Origin of the sequence: uncultured Stenotrophomonas sp. (genome assembly GCF_963519125.1) — a bacterium.
In the GTDB taxonomy this organism is placed as follows: domain Bacteria; phylum Pseudomonadota; class Gammaproteobacteria; order Xanthomonadales; family Xanthomonadaceae; genus Stenotrophomonas.
This window is the reverse complement of sequence record NZ_CAUQLJ010000004.1, coordinates 123,621-141,931: the sequence shown is the minus strand read 5'-3', so window position 1 is coordinate 141,931 and position 18,311 is coordinate 123,621. Positions and strand designations below refer to the sequence as shown.

14 protein-coding genes are annotated in these 18,311 nt (G+C 66.9%); 10 read left to right on the top strand and 4 right to left on the bottom strand.

Features of this window, described 5'->3' with window-relative positions; all coding sequences use genetic code 11:
• Positions 1-90 precede the first annotated feature (90 nt).
• Both RYM47_RS04810 and RYM47_RS04805 read left to right on the top strand, forming a co-directional pair.
• Positions 91-1,254: a putative peptide maturation dehydrogenase gene (locus RYM47_RS04810; protein WP_315386417.1), complete on the top strand. Its 1,164-nt coding sequence runs from the start codon at positions 91-93 to the stop codon at positions 1,252-1,254.
• Positions 1,254-3,098, top strand: coding sequence for a putative peptide modification system cyclase (locus tag RYM47_RS04805; RefSeq protein ID WP_315386416.1), 1,845 nt, complete (start codon positions 1,254-1,256; stop codon positions 3,096-3,098). Before RYM47_RS04810 ends, RYM47_RS04805 begins: the two co-directional genes overlap by 1 nt.
• 64 nt (positions 3,099-3,162) lie before the next feature.
• On the opposite strand, the gene RYM47_RS04800 is transcribed toward RYM47_RS04805, so the two are convergent.
• From RYM47_RS04800 to RYM47_RS04790, 3 genes are read right to left on the bottom strand one after another with little or no spacing between them, the layout of a single operon-like run.
• Positions 3,163-5,145, bottom strand: a complete 1,983-nt coding sequence (locus tag RYM47_RS04800) for an acetyl/propionyl/methylcrotonyl-CoA carboxylase subunit alpha (RefSeq protein WP_315386415.1) — start codon at positions 5,143-5,145, stop codon at positions 3,163-3,165.
• Between the two features lie 41 nt (positions 5,146-5,186).
• On the bottom strand, positions 5,187-6,797 hold the full coding sequence (locus tag RYM47_RS04795; protein ID WP_315386414.1) for a carboxyl transferase domain-containing protein: 1,611 nt from the start codon (positions 6,795-6,797) through the stop codon (positions 5,187-5,189).
• A gap of 10 nt (positions 6,798-6,807) precedes the next feature.
• Positions 6,808-7,971, bottom strand: coding sequence for an isovaleryl-CoA dehydrogenase (locus RYM47_RS04790; RefSeq protein WP_315386413.1), 1,164 nt, complete (start codon positions 7,969-7,971; stop codon positions 6,808-6,810).
• 101 nt (positions 7,972-8,072) lie between these two features.
• On the opposite strand from RYM47_RS04790, the gene RYM47_RS04785 reads away from it, so the two are divergent.
• From RYM47_RS04785 to RYM47_RS04775, 3 genes are all read left to right on the top strand, one after another.
• Positions 8,073-8,678, top strand: a complete 606-nt coding sequence (locus RYM47_RS04785) for a TetR/AcrR family transcriptional regulator (protein WP_315386412.1) — start codon at positions 8,073-8,075, stop codon at positions 8,676-8,678.
• Positions 8,679-8,783: 105 nt separating this feature from the next.
• Positions 8,784-9,302 (top strand): c-type cytochrome, encoded by a 519-nt coding sequence (locus tag RYM47_RS04780; RefSeq protein ID WP_315386411.1) that lies wholly within the window; start codon positions 8,784-8,786, stop codon positions 9,300-9,302.
• 219 nt (positions 9,303-9,521) lie between these two features.
• Positions 9,522-10,970 carry an ExeM/NucH family extracellular endonuclease gene (locus RYM47_RS04775; RefSeq protein ID WP_315386517.1) on the top strand — a complete coding sequence of 483 codons (1,449 nt, stop codon included), beginning with the start codon at positions 9,522-9,524 and terminating at the stop codon, positions 10,968-10,970.
• A gap of 42 nt (positions 10,971-11,012) precedes the next feature.
• Here RYM47_RS04775 and RYM47_RS04770 read toward each other — a convergent pair whose 3' ends face one another.
• Positions 11,013-11,870 (bottom strand): EamA/RhaT family transporter, encoded by an 858-nt coding sequence (locus RYM47_RS04770; RefSeq protein WP_315386410.1) that lies wholly within the window; start codon positions 11,868-11,870, stop codon positions 11,013-11,015.
• A 55-nt stretch (positions 11,871-11,925) separates the two neighbouring features.
• On the opposite strand from RYM47_RS04770, the gene RYM47_RS04765 reads away from it, so the two are divergent.
• The 5 genes from RYM47_RS04765 (at position 11,926) to RYM47_RS04745 (ending at position 18,293) form a co-directional block, all read left to right on the top strand.
• The gene (locus tag RYM47_RS04765) at positions 11,926-12,600 is read left to right on the top strand and encodes a CocE/NonD family hydrolase (protein ID WP_315386409.1); all 675 of its coding nucleotides are present in this window, start codon (positions 11,926-11,928) and stop codon (positions 12,598-12,600) included.
• Entirely contained in the window at positions 12,597-13,697 is a 1,101-nt protein-coding gene (gene zapE / locus RYM47_RS04760) for a cell division protein ZapE (RefSeq protein ID WP_315386408.1), read from the top strand. The genes RYM47_RS04765 and zapE overlap by 4 nt, the downstream gene beginning before the upstream one ends.
• Before the next feature lie 496 nt (positions 13,698-14,193).
• Positions 14,194-16,596, top strand: coding sequence for a ribonucleoside-diphosphate reductase subunit alpha (locus RYM47_RS04755; RefSeq protein WP_315386407.1), 2,403 nt, complete (start codon positions 14,194-14,196; stop codon positions 16,594-16,596).
• A 145-nt stretch (positions 16,597-16,741) separates the two neighbouring features.
• On the top strand, positions 16,742-17,761 hold the full coding sequence (locus tag RYM47_RS04750) for a ribonucleotide-diphosphate reductase subunit beta (RefSeq protein WP_315386406.1): 1,020 nt from the start codon (positions 16,742-16,744) through the stop codon (positions 17,759-17,761).
• Positions 17,762-17,879: 118 nt separating this feature from the next.
• On the top strand, positions 17,880-18,293 hold the full coding sequence (locus RYM47_RS04745; protein ID WP_315386405.1) for an acyl-CoA thioesterase: 414 nt from the start codon (positions 17,880-17,882) through the stop codon (positions 18,291-18,293).
• The last annotated feature ends 18 nt before the right edge of the window (positions 18,294-18,311 follow it).

Sequence of the window (18,311 nt, the reverse complement as noted above, 5' to 3'; positions counted from 1 at the left end):
GGAACATCGTGGCCAGCCAGTGACGGGTTCCGGCCCCCCAGCCGGTGCGGCTATATTGGCGGGAACCCGGGTGGATCATAGACCTTTGCGATGAAGTTTCGCCGTTGCCAGATGCTGTTCGTGGAGCCGCGCGAGCAGGCCGAGTTCCGTCTTGAGGACATTCTTGCCGGTGGCAAAGGCCTGCACTATCGGCAGACCGTGGTGGCGTTGGCCGCCCATCTCGACGAGCCGGTCTTCCTGACCGCGGAAGAGGCAACCCTGTTGCTGTCCTGTAGCGCAGAGCGCTGGCAGGACCTGTTGGAGGTGCCTGCGGACAGTGATCGGATCAGGAGACTTGCGGCGAGCGGGGTCCTGCTGAGCGACCTGCCGGAGCATGCGCACCACGCTGCCGCCGACGCCCTACTGCGTGCCTCGCACTGGTGGCCGCTGGGCGCCCTGTTCCACCGGCTTTCCCGTTGGGCCGGGGTGGACAGCGTTGCGGAAATGGAGCACAACCAACTCGTCACGGCCCACGACCTGATCCGGCGTCTGGGCGCACCTCCCGCAGAGACGCTGCCACGCGCTGCGGGCGCGGTTGCCCTGCCGCGACGGGAAGCTTCGCAGCTTGACGACCTGCTCGCCGCCCGAACCACGTGCAGGAACTTCGACACCACCAGACCGCTGCCCTTGGCACTTCTCGCGGGCACGCTCGAGCATGTGTTGATGGCGAGGTCGCACGTGGAGCCGGAGCCTGGCGCGCGTTTCCTGAAGAAAAACGTCCCTTCTGCGGGAGGCCTGCATCCTGTCGAGGCGTATGTGGTCGCCCAGTCTGTGGACGGGCTTGAGCCGGGCCTGTACCACTACCATCCCGTAGCGCATGAATTGGCCAGGACACCTTCACAGCCTGACGCTCTCCCGTCCTTCGTCCTTCGCCTGCTGGCGGGCCAGCGCTGGTTCGCCGATGCGCACGTCCTGGTGATCCTGGTCTGCCGCTTTGAGCGCAACTTCTGGAAGTACCAGAACCACGTCAAAGCCTATCGCGCGATAACGCTGGACGCCGGGCACATTTCGCAGGCTATTTACACCGAGGCGACAGCCAACGGGCTGGGGGCCTTCGTTACCGCCGCCATCAACGAGAGCGAGGTGGAGAATCTCCTTGGGCTGGAGCCCATGGCTGACGGTCCGGTCGCAGTATGCGGTGTAGGCTGGCGCTCGGCGCAGATGGAGACCTCGGAGATGGATCCAGGCGGCCGCGTCTGGAAGGTGGGCGTTTGATGTCGGCCCAGCTCCATGTACTCCGCGCTTGGCGGCGCGCGGCAGCGGTCGTCGCACTGGTCGCCCTGCTGGGATTCGCTGCCTGGGTGCTGCTGCGCCCGGAGCCGGCCATCGCTTTCGCCGAGCGTGACTGGGTGGTGCTGGCCGATGTCGACAATGCCACCGGCGAGTCGCTGTTCGACGCCTCGTTGCAACGCGCGTTGCTGATGAGCCTGGAGCAGTCGCGCTACGTCAACGTGCTCTCCAGCAGCAAGGTCACTGAATCGCGCGCCCTGCTGCGGGTGCCCTCCGGGCGCGGCTTGGACCGCGAGCTGGCCGTCGACGTGGCCGCGCGCGAAGGCGCACGCATGGTGCTCGCACCCTCCATCCGCCAGTCGGGCGGGAAGTACCTGGTTAGCGTGGACCTGCTCGACCCGGCCAGTCGCGCGGTGGTGCGCAGCTACCGCGCCAAGGCCGACACCTCGACCGACGTGATGGCCGCGGTGGACGACGTGGTCGGTCAGCTGCGTGCCGGCCTCGGCGAGTCGGTGGCGTCGGTGCAGCAGTCGGTGCCGTTGCCGCAGGCCTCCACCGCCAACCTGCAGGCGCTCAAGTCGTTCGCGCTGGCCGAGAACGCACTGGGCCGGCGCCGCTTTTCCGAGTCGGCCAAGCTGTACGAAGCGGCCATCGACGCCGACCCGGACTTCGCCATGGCCCATATCGGCCTGGCCAAGCTGCTGGTGCGGTTGGAGCAGCGCGCCGAAGCGCAGCCGCACCTGGCCCGCGCGCTGGCCGTCAACCAGCGCCTGCCGCACCGCGAACGCCTGTACCTGAAGGCCTGGAGCAACGAACTCAGCGCCGACTCCTGGCCACTGGACGATTGGCGCGTGCTCGCCGATGTCTATCCCGATTCCTTCGCCGGTCTGTCCAATACCTCGTGGTACCTGCTCACCGACAACCGCTTCGATGATGCCGAACCCTACGCGCGCGCCGCCGCCGTGCCGCAGGATCCGATGCGTGCCTACCCCATCGCCCACCTGGGCTGGATCCAGCTCGGCACCAACCGCTACGACGAGGCGCTGCGCAGCTTCAAGCTGTCCGAGCAGCTCACCGGCCGAGCGGCCAGCGATCCCCGTGCCGACGTGCTGATCGCGATGCGCCGCTACAAGGAAGCGCAGGACCTGCTGGCCCAGCTGAGCAAGCCGCGCGACGAACTGCAGGCGATGATGAACGTGCGGGTGCGGGTGTTGTTGGCGGCCGACCAGGACGACTGCACCGGCATGAGCGAGGCGCTGGCCTCCGAGCCGACACCGACCGAGTCGGCCGACTTCCGCGTGCATGCGGAGCTGATGCGCGCGGTGGTGGACACCGCGTGCCAGCAGGGCAGTGCGGAAACGCTGGTCGGCATCGCCACGCAACTGCGCCCGCTGCTGGCGGCCAGTACCCACCCCAGTCTGCCGGACCGCACGCTGCGCCTGCTTTCGCTGGTGTATCTGGCGCAGCGCCAGGGCGACCACGCGCTGGCCGACCGCCTGCTGGCCGAGTACGACCCGCTGCTGTTGAAACAGAAGAACCCGATGATCGGCAAATGGCGCACCGTGGTGCTGGCCATGCAGAAGGTCGGGCACGGCGCACCGGCCCAGGGCGTGGCCCTGCTGCAGCCGTTGATGGACGGCACCGAGCCGGTACAGGCGCGCGTGGCGCTGCGCGAAGCCTATCGCCAGCTCGGCGACGTGCCCGAGTTCCACAAGCAGAACGAATGGCTGTTCGAAAACCGGGGCAGGGCGATCGCGGAAATCGCCAACACCCAGTTGATGCAGGCTTTGAACGTGCACGACACGGTGTCGGACGCGACGTTGCGGTAACAACGTCCGCATGGGGCGCGACGTTGCGGAGATAACTCCCGCCGGTAGAGCCACGCCCTGGCGGTTACGTGGCTTCGAAATCCACCAACACCGCACCATCTCCCACCTGGTCGCCGGCTTTGACCCGATACCCCTGCACCGTGCCATCCGCCGGTGCCTGCAGCGTGTGCTCCATCTTCATCGCTTCCAGCACCAGCAGCGGCGTACCACGCACCACCTGCGTGCCCGGTGCCAGCAGCGTCGCCACGATCCGACCCGGCATCGGCGCGACCAGGCTGCCCGCATCGGCGACGGTCTGGTCGGCTTCGCTGACCGGATCATGCAGGGTGAAACGCTGCACGCCGTCAGCGCCGAACAGGTACAGCTCGCCGCCATCGCGCACGATCCGCGCGCGGTGCAAGGTATCGCCCACCTGCAGTGCCAACTGCCCGTGACCCACGCGCCCCTGCGCCTGCACTTCAACGCCATCCACGCGCAACGACCACGCGTCATTCCCGCCTTCCACCGCCACCACACGCTGGCTGCCGCGATGCTCCAATGTCACCCGCCGCGCCGCACGCTGCCCAAGCCGCCAGCCATCACTGGCCTGCCACGGCGAATGCGGGTCGCGCGCATCGGTACTGGCCGGCGCATCCGTGGCCACCGCAGCTACCGCCGCCAGCGCCCACCGCGAAGCATCGGTATCGCCGTCCACCAACGTCAGTGCCGCCTGTTCGCGCTCGATCAGCGCGGTATCCAGCTTCGCGTTCGCGAACGAATCGGTCATCACCAGCCGACGCAGGAACGCTGCATTGGTGGTCACACCGACCACTTCGCACTCGGCCAATGCCTGCTGCATGCGGCGCAATGCCGCGTTGCGGTCCACGTCCCACACGATCAGCTTGGCGATCATCGGGTCGTAGAACGGCGTGATCGCATCGCCCTGTTCCACACCGGCGTCAACGCGCACGTGCGCGTTGCCGGCGGGCAGGCGGAGGTGACGCAGCGTGCCGGTGGAGGGCAGGAAACCCTTGTCCGCATCCTCGGCATACAACCGGGCTTCCAGCGCATGCCCGCGGATCTGCAGCTGTTCCTGCTGCAGCGGCAGCGGCAAACCACTGGCCACGCGCAGCTGCCATTCCACCAGGTCGGTACCGGTGATGCACTCGGTGACCGGGTGCTCCACCTGCAGGCGGGTGTTCATTTCCATGAAGTAGAAGTCACCACCCGGCCCGGCAATGAATTCCACCGTGCCTGCGCCTACATAGTTCACCGCACGCGCGGCATCCACTGCGGCCTTGCCCATCGCGGCGCGGCGCTCGGGAGTCATGCCCGGTGCGGGCGCTTCTTCCAGCACCTTCTGGTGGCGGCGCTGCACCGAGCAGTCGCGCTCGAACAGGTACACCGCATCACCGTGGGAATCGCCGAACACCTGGATCTCGATATGGCGCGGGCGCTCGACATACTTCTCGACCAGCACGTGGTCATTGCCGAACGCCGAGGCCGCCTCGCGCTGGCAGCTGGCCAGCGCATCGACGAAGTCCTCGCTGCGCTCGACCTTGCGCATGCCCTTGCCACCGCCACCGGCGCTGGCCTTGATCAGCACCGGGTAACCGATGGCGTCGGCCTGTTCGCGCAGGAAGGACGGTTCCTGCTGGTCGCCGTGGTAGCCCGGAGTCAGCGGCACGCCGGCTTTCGCCATCAATGCCTTGGCCGCGCTCTTGTCGCCCATCGCGCGGATGGCGCTGGCCGGCGGCCCGATGAAGGTGATGCCGGCGGCGGCGCAGGCATCGGCGAAGTCGGCATTCTCGGAGAGGAAGCCGTAGCCGGGGTGGATGGCCTGCGCGCCGGTCGCGCGTGCGGCGTCGAGCAGGGCATCGCCGCGCAGGTAACTCTCACGTGCGGCGGCCGGGCCGATGTGGATGGCTTCGTCGGCCAGCCGGACGTGACGCGCGTTGCGGTCGGCATCGGAGTACACCGCCACGGTGGCGATGCCGAGGCGGCGGCAGGTGGCGATGACGCGGCAGGCGATTTCGCCGCGATTGGCGATCAGGACTTTGGTGAACATGGCAACGGGCTTCATGGGAGCGTGCTCGGTCATGGCATGGGTTACATGCGGAACACGCCGAAGCGCGTCTGCTGCGGGGCGGCGTTGAGGCTGGCCGACAGCGCCAGGGCCAGTACGCGGCGGGTGTCGGCCGGATCGATCACGCCGTCGTCCCACAGGCGCGCGCTGGCGTAGTACGGGTGGCCCTGCTGCTCGAACTGCTCGCGGATCGGTGCCTTGAACGCATCCTCCTCCGCTGCCGGCCACTGGCCGCCCTTGGCTTCGATGCCATCGCGCTTGACCGTGGCCAGCACGCTGGCGGCCTGTTCGCCACCCATCACGCCGATGCGCGCGTTGGGCCACATCCACAGGAAGTTCGGCGAGTACGCGCGGCCGCACATACCGTAGTTGCCGGCCCCGAACGAGCCACCGATCACCACGGTGAACTTGGGCACCTTGGCGCAGGCCACCGCCATCACCAGCTTGGCACCGTCCTTGGCGATGCCACCCTGTTCGTACTTGCGGCCGACCATGAAGCCGGTGATGTTCTGCAGGAACACCAGCGGGATGTTGCGCTGGATGCACAGCTCGATGAAGTGCGCGCCTTTCAGTGCCGACTCGGAGAACAGGATGCCGTTGTTGGCGATGATGCCGATCGGGTAGCCGTTCAGATGGGCAAAGCCGGTGACCAGCGTTGCGCCGTAGCGCGGCTTGAACTCATCGAAACGCGAGCCATCGACCAGGCGTGCGATTACTTCGCGCACGTCGTAGGGCTTGCGCGTATCGGCGGGGATCACGCCGTACAGCTCGTGCGCCGGCAGTAGTGGTTCCTCGGAAGGCTGTACCGCCATCGCCGGCTCCGGCTTGCGCCAGTTGAGCTGGGCGATGATCGCGCGTACCCGTGCCAGTGCCTGCAGGTCGTTGTCGGCCATGTGGTCGGCCACGCCGGAAATGCGCGTGTGCACGTCGGCACCGCCCAGTTCTTCGGCCGTGACCACTTCACCGGTCGCGGCCTTCACCAGCGGCGGGCCGCCGAGGAAGATCGTGCCCTGTTCGCGCACGATCACCGTCTCGTCGCTCATCGCCGGCACGTAGGCGCCACCGGCGGTGCAGCTGCCCATCACGCAGGCGATCTGCGGAATGCCCTGCGCGGACAGGTTGGCCTGGTTGTAGAAGATGCGGCCGAAATGATCGCGGTCGGGGAAGACTTCGTCCTGCAGCGGCAGGAAGGCGCCGCCGGAATCGACCAGGTAGATGCACGGCAGGTGGTTCTGCTCGGCGATCTCCTGCGCGCGCAGGTGCTTCTTCACCGTCATCGGGTAGTAGGTGCCGCCCTTGACCGTGGCATCGTTGGCCACGATCACGCATTCCACGCCGCTCACGCGGCCGATGCCGGCCACCACGCCGGCGGCAGGCACGGCGTCTTCGTACATGCCATGCGCGGCCAGCGGTGCGATTTCCAGGAAGGCACTGCCGGGGTCGAGCAGGGCGTCGATGCGGTCGCGCACCAGCAGCTTGCCGCGTGCGGTGTGCTTGGCGCGTGCCGCCTCGCTTCCGCCCAGTGTGGTGCGGGAAAGCGTGGCATGCAGGTCGTCAACCACGGCCTGCATGGCCGCGCGGTTGCTTTCAAACGTTTCGCTGCCCGGTTGCAGCTGGCTGTTCAGGACGGTCATCGCGGTGGCCTTACAGGGTGCGCTGGAACAGTTCGCGGCCGATCAGCATGCGGCGGATCTCCGAGGTGCCGGCGCCGATTTCATACAGCTTGGCGTCGCGCCACAAACGGCCGGTCGGGTATTCGTTGATGTAGCCGTTGCCGCCGAGGATCTGGATCGCCTGGCCGGTCAGCCAGGTCGCCTTCTCGGCGGCGTACAGGATGGCACCGGCCGCGTCCTGGCGGGTGGTGCGGCCCTGGTCGCAGGCGCGCGCCACGGCATAGACATACGCACGGCAGGCGCCCAGGCCCACGTACATGTCGGCGATCTTGCCCTGGATCAGCTGGAAGCTGCCGATCGCCTCGCCGAACTGGTGGCGCTCATGCACGTACGGCATCACCACGTCCATCGCCGCGGCCATCAGGCCCAGCGGGCCGCCGGACAGCACCACGCGCTCGTAGTCCAGGCCGGACATCAGCACGCGCACGCCGCCACCGATCTGGCCCAGCACGTTTTCTTCCGGTACTTCGCAGTCCTGGAACACCAGCTCGCAGGTGGGCGACGAACGCATGCCCAGCTTGTCCAGCTTCTGCGCGGTGGAGAAGCCCTTCATGCCCTTCTCGACCAGGAACGCGGTAATGCCCTTGGCGCCGGCGTCCATGTCGGTCTTTGCATAGACCACCAGCACGTCGGCATCCGGGCCGTTGGTGATCCACATCTTGTTGCCGTTGAGCACGTAGCGGTCACCACGCTTGTCGGCGCGCAGTTTCATCGACACCACGTCCGAACCGGCACCCGGCTCGCTCATCGCCAGCGCGCCGACCAGGCTGCCGTTGCACAGCCCCGGCAGGAAGCGCTGTTTCTGTTCTTCGTTGCCGTTCTTGCGCAGCTGGTTCACGCACAGGTTGGAGTGCGCGCCGTAGGACAGGCCGATGGCGCCGGAGGCGCGCGAGATCTCTTCCATCGCCACCACGTGGGCAAGGTAGCCCATGCCGCTGCCGCCGTATTCTTCTTCCACGGTCAGCCCGAGCAGGCCCTGCTCGCCCAGCTTGCGCCACAGCGCATGCGGGAACAGATTCTCTTCGTCAGCCTTGGCCGCCAGCGGCGCGATCTCGGCCGAGGCAAAATGGGCCACGCTCTGGCGCAGCAGGTCGATTTCTTCGCCGAGGTCGAAGTTCATGGTGGGGACGTGCATGAGGCAGCTCCGAGCGGCAGAAGGGGACGGTAAGGTTCCAGCCTAGTCCTCCCGGCGCTAAAAGTGAATACAAATTCAAAAATTGAACATAGAATCAGCAAATGGCCTATAAACGCTCCGCACTGATGGAAGAACGCCTGGCCGGGGCCCGTGAGCGGATCCTGCTGGCGACCCGTCGCCTGGTCGCCGCCGGCGGCTACCGCAACGCCCCGGTGACCGCCGTGGCGGCCGAGGCCGGGGTCTCCACCGGGTTGATCTACCGGCACTTCCCGTCCAAGGCCGAACTGTTCGTAGAGGTGCTGACCGACGCGGTCGAGCACGAGCTGCGCATCTTCGAAGGCATTGCCGCCGAACCGCTGCCCGCCCCGGAGCGCCTGCGCCGGGCGATCACCGCGTTCGTGCGCCGCGCGCTGGCCGGTCCCGGCTTGGCCTACGCCTTCATCGCCGAGCCGGTGGACCCGGAGGTGGAAGCCGAGCGCATCCGCTGCCGCCGCCTGTTCGGTGACGTTTTCCGCCGCATCGTGGACGACGGCGTGGCTGCCGGCAGCTTCCCCGCGCAGGACACCGAGGTGGCCGCGGCCTGCATCGTCGGGGCGTTTACCGAAGCGCTGGTGGGCCCGACCGCGCCCAGCCGCGACGGTCATGGCGACCAGACCGCACTGGTGGAATCGATCTGCGTTTTCTGCCTGCGCGCCGCGGGCGGTTGATGCTGCAATGCATCACCTGGCGGCGGCTTGCAGAGCGCCGCCGACGCTGGTCATACTCGGCGGACAAGCCGTAGTCCAACGACTGCCAGCCAGGGGTGAAAGAGAGTGCGGAATTACGACCTCGAGTTCCTGAAACGCTTTTCGATGCTGATTGCTTTCCTGATGGTCCTGACGCTTGGACTGATCGTCTTCGCTGCATACCTGCACACCCGTGTTCCCCCTGAGATCTCGCCCCAGGCCGTCAAGCGCACCGAACTGCGCATTGCCCCGGCCGGCGCGGTGTATGCCGGCGCCACCGGTGTGGCCGACCAGGCTGCCGCCAAGGCCGCAGCACTGGCCAAGGCCGCTTCGCAGGTCGCCTATGGCGGCACCACCGATGGCAAGGTAATCTTCGACAACCTGTGCACCGCCTGCCACACCACCGGCGTAGGCCAGGCACCGACCCTGGATCACGCGCACTGGGATGGTCGCCTGGGCCAGGGCAAGGACACGCTCTATAAGCATGCGATCGAGGGCTACACCGGCCCTGACGGCGGCATCATGCCGCCGAAGGGTGGCAACCCGGCGCTGACGGAAGAGCAGATCCACGCGACCGTGGATTGGATGCTGGCGAATTTGAAATAACGGGTGGGGCGGGGTGATTCCCCGCGTTCGGGACCGCGATGACACGCATGGCGTGTCACTACCAGGTTCGGCCGCTGTCCGCGTAGCGACACGCCATGCGTGTCCCACGGAAACCTGACCCAGGCGGCTTTGCCCAACCCGCCCAATCCCCACCCGTGCCTGCTTCCCGCCACAATTCGGCGTTAGTCTGTGCACCCGCACCCCATGACCACCCCGCCGATGCGCCGTCGCTCCCTTGCTCTTGCCCTGTCGCTGCTGCTGCCCGCCACCGCGTTCGCCCAGGCCCAGCCACAGGCACATCCGACTGCATCGCCGGCGGCGGCTCCTGCTTCCGCCACCGTCACCCTCACCGCCGCCCCCGCCGACTGGCGCGCGCTCGACGGCCAGCGCGTGCGCATCGCCGCGCCGCTGACCCTGGCCGGCACCGACGGCCTCACCCGCTTCGGCGAACTCACCGTGTCCTTCGACGGCCGCCTCTGGCAGCCCAGCGAAGTGGCCGCGCCCGGCACCGACGCCCACGCCAAGGTGATCGCCGACAACCAGCGCCGCCGTCTGCTGCTCGATGACGGCAGCACCGCGCGCGACCCCGGCCCGGTCGCCTACCTGCCGCCCAACGCCACCCTGCGCACCGGTACCGTGCTGCGCAACGTGGAAGGCATCGTCCACGTGGACGACAAGGGCATTCCGCGCCTGCAGGTGACCACCCCGCTGCAGCTGCCCGCGCTGGCCCGCCCGGACACCGCACCCGTGGTGCCCGGCGCACTCAAGGTGGCCGCGTTCAACCTGGAAAACTTCTTCAACGGCGACGGCCAGGGCGGCGGTTATCCCACCCTGCGCGGCGCCCGTACCCCGGCCGAACACCAGGCGCAGACCGCCAAGCTGGTCGCTACCGTCAACGCGCTCGGCGCCGACGTGGCCGCGCTGATGGAACTGGAGAACGACGGCTACGGCCCGCAGTCGGCCATCGCCGAACTGGTCGCCGCGCTCAACGCCAACCGCGGCAAAGGCGCTGACTGGCGCTACATCGACGCCGGCAAGGGCCCGGGCGACAACCCGATCCGGGTCGGCATCATCTACCGCAGCTCGAGGGTGACCCCGGTCGGTGCCCCGGCCGTACTCGAAACCGCCCCGTTCGGCCCGCACAGCCGCGTGCCACTGGCGCAGGCGTTCCGCGCCGGCAAGGGCGCGCCGTTCGTGGTGGTGGCCAACCACTTCAAGTCCAAGGGCTGCACCGAAGCCAGCGGCGCCGACGCCGACCAGAAGGACGGGCAGGGCTGCTGGAACGAAACCCGCGTGGAATCGGCGCGCCTGCTCAACCAGTGGCTGGGCACCGACCCCACCGGCGCCGGTACGTCAGACGCCATCCTGCTCGGCGACTTCAACGCCTACGCGATGGAAGCGCCGATCCGCACCCTGCATGACGCCGGCTGGCGCGACGCCTTTGCCGTGGCCAAGGTCGAACGCCCCTACAGCTACGTCTACAGCGGCATGACCGGCCGCCTCGACCACGCCCTGCTCAGCCCGGGCATGGCCAAGCGCCTGCGCGGCGCCGCCGAGTGGCATATCAATGCCGACGAAGCCGACGACGTGGGTTACCAGGGCCGCAACGAAGCCGGCCCGTGGCGCAGTTCGGACCACGACCCGTTGATCCTCGGTTTCGACCGGTAATCGGGTAGGGCGGTAGAGCCACGCCCTGCGTGGCTGCGCCCATCACCCCCACGCAATAAACCCGATCGCCACGATGGCCAACGCCAACCCCGCGCGGTTCCACCGCGTGGTCGGCTCGCCGAACGCGAACACCCCCACCAGCGCCCCCAGCACCACCACGCCGATGTTCATCCCGGCAAACACCGTGGCCGGGCTGTCCGGCAACGCCTGGTGCGCGTGCACATAAAAAAGAATGTTGCCGCCGTTGAGCAGCCCCAGCAGCGCACCGGCCCCGGCATTGCGCAGGTTCAACCGGCTGCGGCTACTAACATGCCGCCACAGCTGCACCGCCAGCATGAGCACGAACGCAATGCTGAAACAGGCCAGCAAAGCCGCCATCGAAGGCGTGCCCGACAGCGCCACCTGCTTCAACAGCACATCCACCACCGCAAAACCGACCCACACCGCCAGCAGCCAGCGCCAGCTGCCCGCCTCACCGGTCACCGCCGGCCCGCGCGGACGCAGGCTGATGCCCACCATCGCCACCAGCCCCAGACCCAGCCCGAGCAGCTTGAGCGGGGTCGCGGTCTGCCCGAAGAACAAAAAAGCAGCCAACAGCGACAGCAACAGCGACAACCGCTGCGCCACATCGGTGCGCACGATCCCGGCCACCGCCACCGCGCGGCCCAGCACCAGGAACAGCGACGGCAGCACCACCGCAAGCACCAGCAGCGCCGGCCACGGCGCATGCGTGCTCTGCAGCGCCTGCAGCGGCGGCTGCAGCACCACGGCCGTAAGCCCGGCGGCCACCAGGTAATTCCAGGTCACCATCTGCGCCACATCCAGGCCGCGCCGGGCGGCCAGCTTCAGCAGCACCGAGACCAACACGCTGCAGACCACGCTGAAAAGCAGATAGAACATGGGGTTCCAGGCAGGCGCGGCGGTGAAGGCCGCAGGGGAGCGGTATTATGACGCCATGCACAATCCCACTTTCCCCACTGAAAGCGGCACCCTGCAGCTGGCCGGTCCGGTCGGCGCGCTGGACGTGGCCGTCGATCTGCCCAAGGCCGATGTGCCCGCCCAGCCCGTCGTGGCGATCATCTGCCACCCGCTCTCCACCGAAGGCGGCAGCCTGCACAACAAGGTGGTGACCATGGTCGGCACCACCCTGCGCGAGCTGGGCGTCACCACGGTGCGCTTCAACTTCCGCAGCGTTGGCGGCTCGGCCGGCAGCTTCGACCACGGCAATGGCGAGCAGGACGACCTCAAGGCCGTCGCCGCCTGGGTGCGCGAACAGCGCCCGGACGCCACCCTGTGGCTGGCCGGTTTCAGCTTCGGCGCCTTCGTTTCGCTGCGCGCCGCCGCCGAACTGCAGCCCGACGTGCTGGTCTCGATCGCCCCGCCGGCCGGTCGCTGGGACTTCGACGGCGTGCAGCCGCCGACCCGCTGGCTGGTCATCCAGGGCGAAGAGGATGAAATCGTCGACCCGCAGGCCGTCTACAACTGGCTGGACAGCCTGCAGGCCCCGCACGAACTGGTGCGGATGCCTGAAACCAGCCACTTCTTCCATCGCAAGCTGATCGACCTGCGCGGCGCCATCACCCACGGCGTCAAGCACTGGCTGCCCACTGCGGACAGCGCCAGCGCATGAGCGACACCCAGATGACCCCCTCCCAGCGCTACGCCGACGGCGTGGCCAAGGGCGAATGGCAGAACGACCCCGCCCAGCACGCCGCACTGGCCGAGCTGGACCGCATCCACCTGGCCCTGCTCGACAGCGCCCAGGACGGCTGGCTGGACCGCCTTTCCGCCTTCTGGAAGAAGCCCGAGCCGGTCAAGGGCCTGTATTTCTGGGGCGGGGTGGGGCGCGGCAAGACCTTCCTGGTCGACCTGTTCTATGACGGCCTGCCGATCGAACAGAAGTACCGCACCCATTTCCATCGCTTCATGCGCGGCATCCATGAGCGCCTGCGCGAGCACCAGGGACAGAGCGACCCGCTGGCCAGGATCGCCCAGGAATGGCGGACCAAGCTGCGCGTGCTGGTGCTGGACGAATTCTTCGTCACCGACATCGGCGACGCCATGCTGCTGGCGCGCCTGCTCGAACGCATGTTCGCCGAAGGCGTCACCCTGGTCACCACGTCTAATACGGCGGTGGAGAACCTGTACCTGAATGGCCTGCAGCGCGACAGCTTCCTGCCCGCGATCAGCCTGCTGCAGACCTACTGCGTGGAGCTGTACGCCGAAGGCACCGAAGACTACCGGATGCGCGCGCTGACCCACTCGCCGGTGTACCAGGCGCCGCGCGATGCTGAAAGCGACGCCTGGCTGGCCAGCCGCTGGGCCGCCCTGAGCGGCGGGCAGCCGCCCAAGCCCGGCAACATCGAGATCGAGGCGCGCAAGATCCCGGTCCGTGCACGCGGCAAGAGCATCGTCTGGTTCGACTTCAAAGCCCTGTGCGAAGGCCCGCGCGGCCCCTCGGACTACATCGAGATCGCCCGCGAGTTCAACACCCTGCTGCTCGGCGATATCCCGCACTTCGACCGCGTGAATGAAGACGCCGCCCGGCGATTCGTGAACCTGATCGACGAGCTGTACGACCGCCACGTCAACCTGGTCTGTACCGCCACCGACGCCCCGGTCGCCCTGTACACCGGCACCCGCCTGCAGGGCGCCTTCGAGCGCACCGCCTCGCGCCTGATCGAAATGCAGAGCGCCGAATACCTGGGCACCCCGCACCGCGCGTAACGCGGTCGGATATTCCCCGGCGTCTCTCGTCGGTAGAGCCGGGGTCTGCCCGGCTGCGCGGTCTCCGGTTCGCGCGAAATTGTTACGCCCCCGTGACGCCATCGTTCCGTTTTTTAAACCCCGTCGTCACACCAAAAAGTCGCCCCTGACGCTTGACTGCGCACTCCATTTCCACAGGTCGGGACCGTTCGTCGGACGCCCTTATCGGCCAATCCTTGCGCCACAAGGGATTGACCAGATTCCCTACATTTGGCGTTGACGCACCCCCGCACCCCCACTATCTTGTGGCTGGACCTGCCGCTGACCACTAGGGCGGGCCACCGACGAGCCAGTCGCAACCATCTCCGGGGGGAGGGATGACCGGCGTCGCCAGGGGAGCTGCAGTCGCGCCTCCTGAGACGCCCTCGTGCCACCCTGAAGACCTGTGCGCACGGGTCCGTTGCTTTCCCAGCAGCAGCCCCTGTGCCACCCCAAATCACGCCAAGAGGAAAACGCCGTGAGCACCGAAACCAGCGCAGCCACCACTCAGGAAAGCGAATTCCTGCTGACTTCGCCGCCGACCAATACGGCGATGAGCGTCACCAAGCGCAACGGCACGACCGAGCTGGTGGATCTGAACAAGATCGTGCGCGCGGTGCAGCGTTCGGCGGAAGGCCTGCATGCGGTCGACCCGATGCGCGTGGCTACCCGTACCATTTCCGGCCTGTACAACGGTGCCACCACCCAGGAGCTGGACGAGCTGTCCATCCGCACCGCCGCCCTGCTGATCGGTGAAGAGCCCGAGTACGGCCGCCTGGCTGCGCGCCTGCTGGCCAACTACATCGCCAAGGAAGTGTCCGGCCAGGAAATCCACGCCTTCTCGCAGTCGATCGGCCGTGGCCACGAAGTGGGCCTGATCAACGACCGCCTGCTGAACTTCGTGCAGACCAACGCACGCAAGCTCAACGATGCCATCGACATCGGCCTGGACCTGAACTTCGACTACTTCGGCCTGCGTACCCTGTACGACCGCTACCTGCTGCGTCACCCGCACACCCGCAAGGTGATCGAGACCCCGCAGCAGTTCTTCCTGCGCATCGCCAGCGCGCTGAGCGAGGACGTGTCCGAGACCCTGGCGCTGTACAAGCGCATGGGCAACCTGGACTACCTGCCGTCCAGCCCGACCCTGTTCAACTCCGGCACCACCCACGAGCAGCTGTCCTCGTGCTTCCTGCTGGACTCGCCGCAGGACTCGCTGGAGTCGATCTATTCCAAGTACGGCGACATCGCCCAGCTGTCGAAGTTCTCCGGCGGCATCGGCGTCAGCTACACCCGCGTGCGTTCGCGGGGTTCGCTGATCAAGTCGACCAACGGCCACTCCAACGGCATCGTGCCGTGGCTGAAGACCATGGATTCGTCCGTGGCCGCGGTGAACCAGGGCGGCAAGCGCAAGGGCGCGGCCTGCGTGTACCTGGAAACCTGGCACGCCGACGTCGAGGACTTCCTCGAACTGCGTGACAACACCGGTGACGAAGCCCGCCGTGCGCACAACCTGAACCTGGCCAACTGGGTGCCGGATCTGTTCATGAAGCGCGTCGAAGCCGACCAGGAATGGTCGCTGTTCGATCCGCGCGTCGTGCCGGAGTTCACCGATCTGTTCGGCGAAGCCTTCGAAGCCGCCTACCTGCAGGCCGAAGCGCAGGGCAAGGCCAACCGCACCATCTCCGCGCGCAAGCTGTACGCCCGCATGATGCGTACGCTGGCCGAGACCGGCAACGGCTGGATGACCTTCAAGGACAAGTGCAACCGCGCCAGCAACCAGACCCTGCGTCCGGGCAACGTGATCCACCTGTCCAACCTGTGCACGGAAATCCTGGAAGTCACTTCCAACGATGAAACCGCAGTGTGCAACCTGGGTTCGATCAACCTGGGCAACCACTTCGACGAGCACAACGAGTTCGACTTCGAGAAGCTGGCCGAGACCGTGCGCCTGGCCGTGCGCCAGCTCGACCGCGTCATCGACCTGAACTTCTACCCGATCGAAACCGCGCGCCGCGCCAACCTGCGCTGGCGTCCGGTCGGCCTGGGCTGCATGGGCCTGCAGGACGTGTTCTTCCGCAAGCGCCTGCCGTTCGACAGCGCCGAAGCCCGCGCCCTGTCGAAGAAGATCGCCGAAGCGATCTACTTCCACGCGCTGGAAACCTCCTGCGAGCTGGCCCAGGAACGCGGCAAGCACCCGTCGTTCAACGACACCCGTGCCGCCAGCGGCGAACTGCAGTTCGACGCCTGGAACGTGGTGCCGGAAGACACCGCGCGCTGGGATGCCCTGCGTGAGCGCATCAAGGAACACGGCCTGCGCAACTCGCTGATGATCGCGATCGCCCCGACCGCGACCATCGCCTCGATCGCCGGCTGCTACGAGTGCGTCGAGCCGCAGGTGTCCAACCTGTTCAAGCGCGAGACCCTGTCCGGTGACTTCCTGCAGGTCAACCGCTACCTGGTGAACGAGCTGAAGAAGCTGGGCCTGTGGACCGCCGACATGCGCGATGCCATCAAGCTGGCCGAAGGTTCCATCGCCGGCGTGGCGCAGATTCCGGAAACGCTGCGCGAGGTCTACCGCACCGCGTGGGAACTGCCGATGCGTTCGCTGATCGACATGGCCGCCGAGCGTGGCGCCTTCATCGACCAGTCGGCCTCGCTCAACCTGTTCATGGAAAGCCCGAACATCGGCGCGATGTCCTCCATGTACATGTACGCCTGGAAGCAGGGCATCAAGACCACCTACTACCTGCGCTCGCGCCCGGCCACCAAGATCGCCAAGACCACGGTGAGCAGCGCGGCCCCGGCCAAGGTGTTCAGCCCGGACGAAGCCATCGCCTGCTCGCTGGAAAACCCGGAAGCCTGCGAGGCCTGCCAGTAACACCGCGCGGTGGGTGCCGACCCTTGGTCGGCACTCGAACACCTCGCACCTGTAGAGCCGAGCCATGCTCGGCTGCAGCACGGAAACACCAAGGTAGCGCCGGGCCACGCCCGGCGTTTTGACCCGAGAATTCAAGGAAACACCCATGGCCGACAAGCCCAAGCAGATGCTGCTCGATCCCGGTTTTGAACTGACCCTGCGCCCGATGCGCTACCCGCAGTTCTATGACATGTACCGGAATGCGATCAAGAACACCTGGACGGTGGAAGAGATCAACTTCCAGATCGACATCACCGACCTGCACAGCAAGATGTCGCCGGGTGAGCGCCACCTGATCCACCGACTGGTCGCGTTCTTCGCCACCGGCGACTCGATCGTGTCCAACAACCTGGTGCTGAACCTGTACCAGCACCTCAATGCGCCGGAAGCGCGCATGTACCTGTCGCGCCAGCTGTATGAAGAAGCGCTGCACGTGCAGTTCTACCTGACCCTGCTCGACAACTACCTGCCGGACCCGGAGGAGCGCGTCAAAGCCTTCGCCGCGGTGGAGAACATCGACTCGATCAAGAAGAAGGCCGATTTCTGCTTCAAGTGGATCGACTCGATCCAGGACCTGAAGCGCATCGAGACCCGTGCCGAGCGCCGCCAGTTCCTGCTCAACCAGATCTGCTTCGCTGCCTGCATCGAAGGCCTGTTCTTCTTCGCAGCGTTCGCCTACGTGTACTACTTCCGTTCGCGCGGCCTGCTGCCGGGCCTGGCCTCGGGCACCAACTGGGTGTTCCGCGACGAGAGCGCGCACATGGAGTTCGCGTTCGAGTCGGTGCGTGTTGTTCGCGAAGAAGAACCGGACCTGTTCGACGATGAAATGAAGCAGCAGGTCTACGACATGCTGGCCGAAGCGATCGAGTGCGAAGTGCAGTTCGCCGAGGACGTGCTGTCCGGTGGCGTGGCTGGCATTTCCACCCGCGACATGCGCCAGTACCTGCAGCACTGCGCCGACCAGCATTTCGCCAAGCTGGGCATGGAAAAGAAGTACAACGTGCGCAACCCGCTGCCGTTCATGGAACTGCAGGACGTGCAGGAACTGACCAACTTCTTCGAACGCCGCCCCTCGGCCTACCAGGTGGGCGTGCAGGGCGAAGTCGCCTTCGACATGAACTTCTGAGTCCATCCAGATCGTGTCCCGAAAGACCCCGGCGCTGCCGGGGTTTTTTCGTAGTACGCCACCGCCTCACCGCCGCTGCCGTATCATCCGCGCGACACCCCTTCACACGGCCGCCCCCATGACCGCCACCGCCGACATCGTCCCGCCCATTGAAGTGCGCATGGCCGAGATCGTCTTCCCCAACCACACCAACCACATGGGCACCCTGTTCGGTGGCCAGGCCCTGGCCTGGATGGATAAGGCCGCCTTCCTGGCCGCCGCGCGCTACTCGCGCCGCACCGTGGTTACCGCCCGCTCCGACCAGGTCGATTTCAAGCTGCCGATCAGCGTCGGCCAGATGGTGGAAACCGTGGGCCGCATCGTGGAAGTGGGCCGCAGCTCGATGAAGGTGGAAGTGGAGCTGATCGCCGAAGACCTGCACACCGGCGAGCGCAAGCTGTGCACGCGCGGCCACTTCGTGATGATCGCGCTGGACGAAAACCACCACCCCACCGCCGTGCCCGCCCTGCCGGCCGACATCGCCGGACCCTGAACAGGCCAGGGCGATTGC

What these genes read in the sequence shown, in the direction of transcription:
- RYM47_RS04750 (WP_315386406.1), top strand. Translation starts at nt 16,742, where the DNA reads ATGGCCGACAAGCCCAAGCAGATGCTGCTCGATCCCGGTTTTGAACTG.
- RYM47_RS04805 (WP_315386416.1), top strand. Translation starts at nt 1,254, where the DNA reads ATGTCGGCCCAGCTCCATGTACTCCGCGCTTGGCGGCGCGCGGCAGCG.
- RYM47_RS04795 (WP_315386414.1), bottom strand. Translation starts at nt 6,797, where the DNA reads ATGACCGTCCTGAACAGCCAGCTGCAACCGGGCAGCGAAACGTTTGAA.
- RYM47_RS04770 (WP_315386410.1), bottom strand. Translation starts at nt 11,870, where the DNA reads ATGTTCTATCTGCTTTTCAGCGTGGTCTGCAGCGTGTTGGTCTCGGTG.
- RYM47_RS04810 (WP_315386417.1), top strand. Translation starts at nt 91, where the DNA reads ATGAAGTTTCGCCGTTGCCAGATGCTGTTCGTGGAGCCGCGCGAGCAG.
- RYM47_RS04765 (WP_315386409.1), top strand. Translation starts at nt 11,926, where the DNA reads ATGCACAATCCCACTTTCCCCACTGAAAGCGGCACCCTGCAGCTGGCC.
- RYM47_RS04775 (WP_315386517.1), top strand. Translation starts at nt 9,522, where the DNA reads ATGCGCCGTCGCTCCCTTGCTCTTGCCCTGTCGCTGCTGCTGCCCGCC.
- RYM47_RS04745 (WP_315386405.1), top strand. Translation starts at nt 17,880, where the DNA reads ATGACCGCCACCGCCGACATCGTCCCGCCCATTGAAGTGCGCATGGCC.
- RYM47_RS04800 (WP_315386415.1), bottom strand. Translation starts at nt 5,145, where the DNA reads ATGTTCACCAAAGTCCTGATCGCCAATCGCGGCGAAATCGCCTGCCGC.
- RYM47_RS04785 (WP_315386412.1), top strand. Translation starts at nt 8,073, where the DNA reads ATGGCCTATAAACGCTCCGCACTGATGGAAGAACGCCTGGCCGGGGCC.
- zapE (WP_315386408.1), top strand. Translation starts at nt 12,597, where the DNA reads ATGAGCGACACCCAGATGACCCCCTCCCAGCGCTACGCCGACGGCGTG.
- RYM47_RS04790 (WP_315386413.1), bottom strand. Translation starts at nt 7,971, where the DNA reads ATGCACGTCCCCACCATGAACTTCGACCTCGGCGAAGAAATCGACCTG.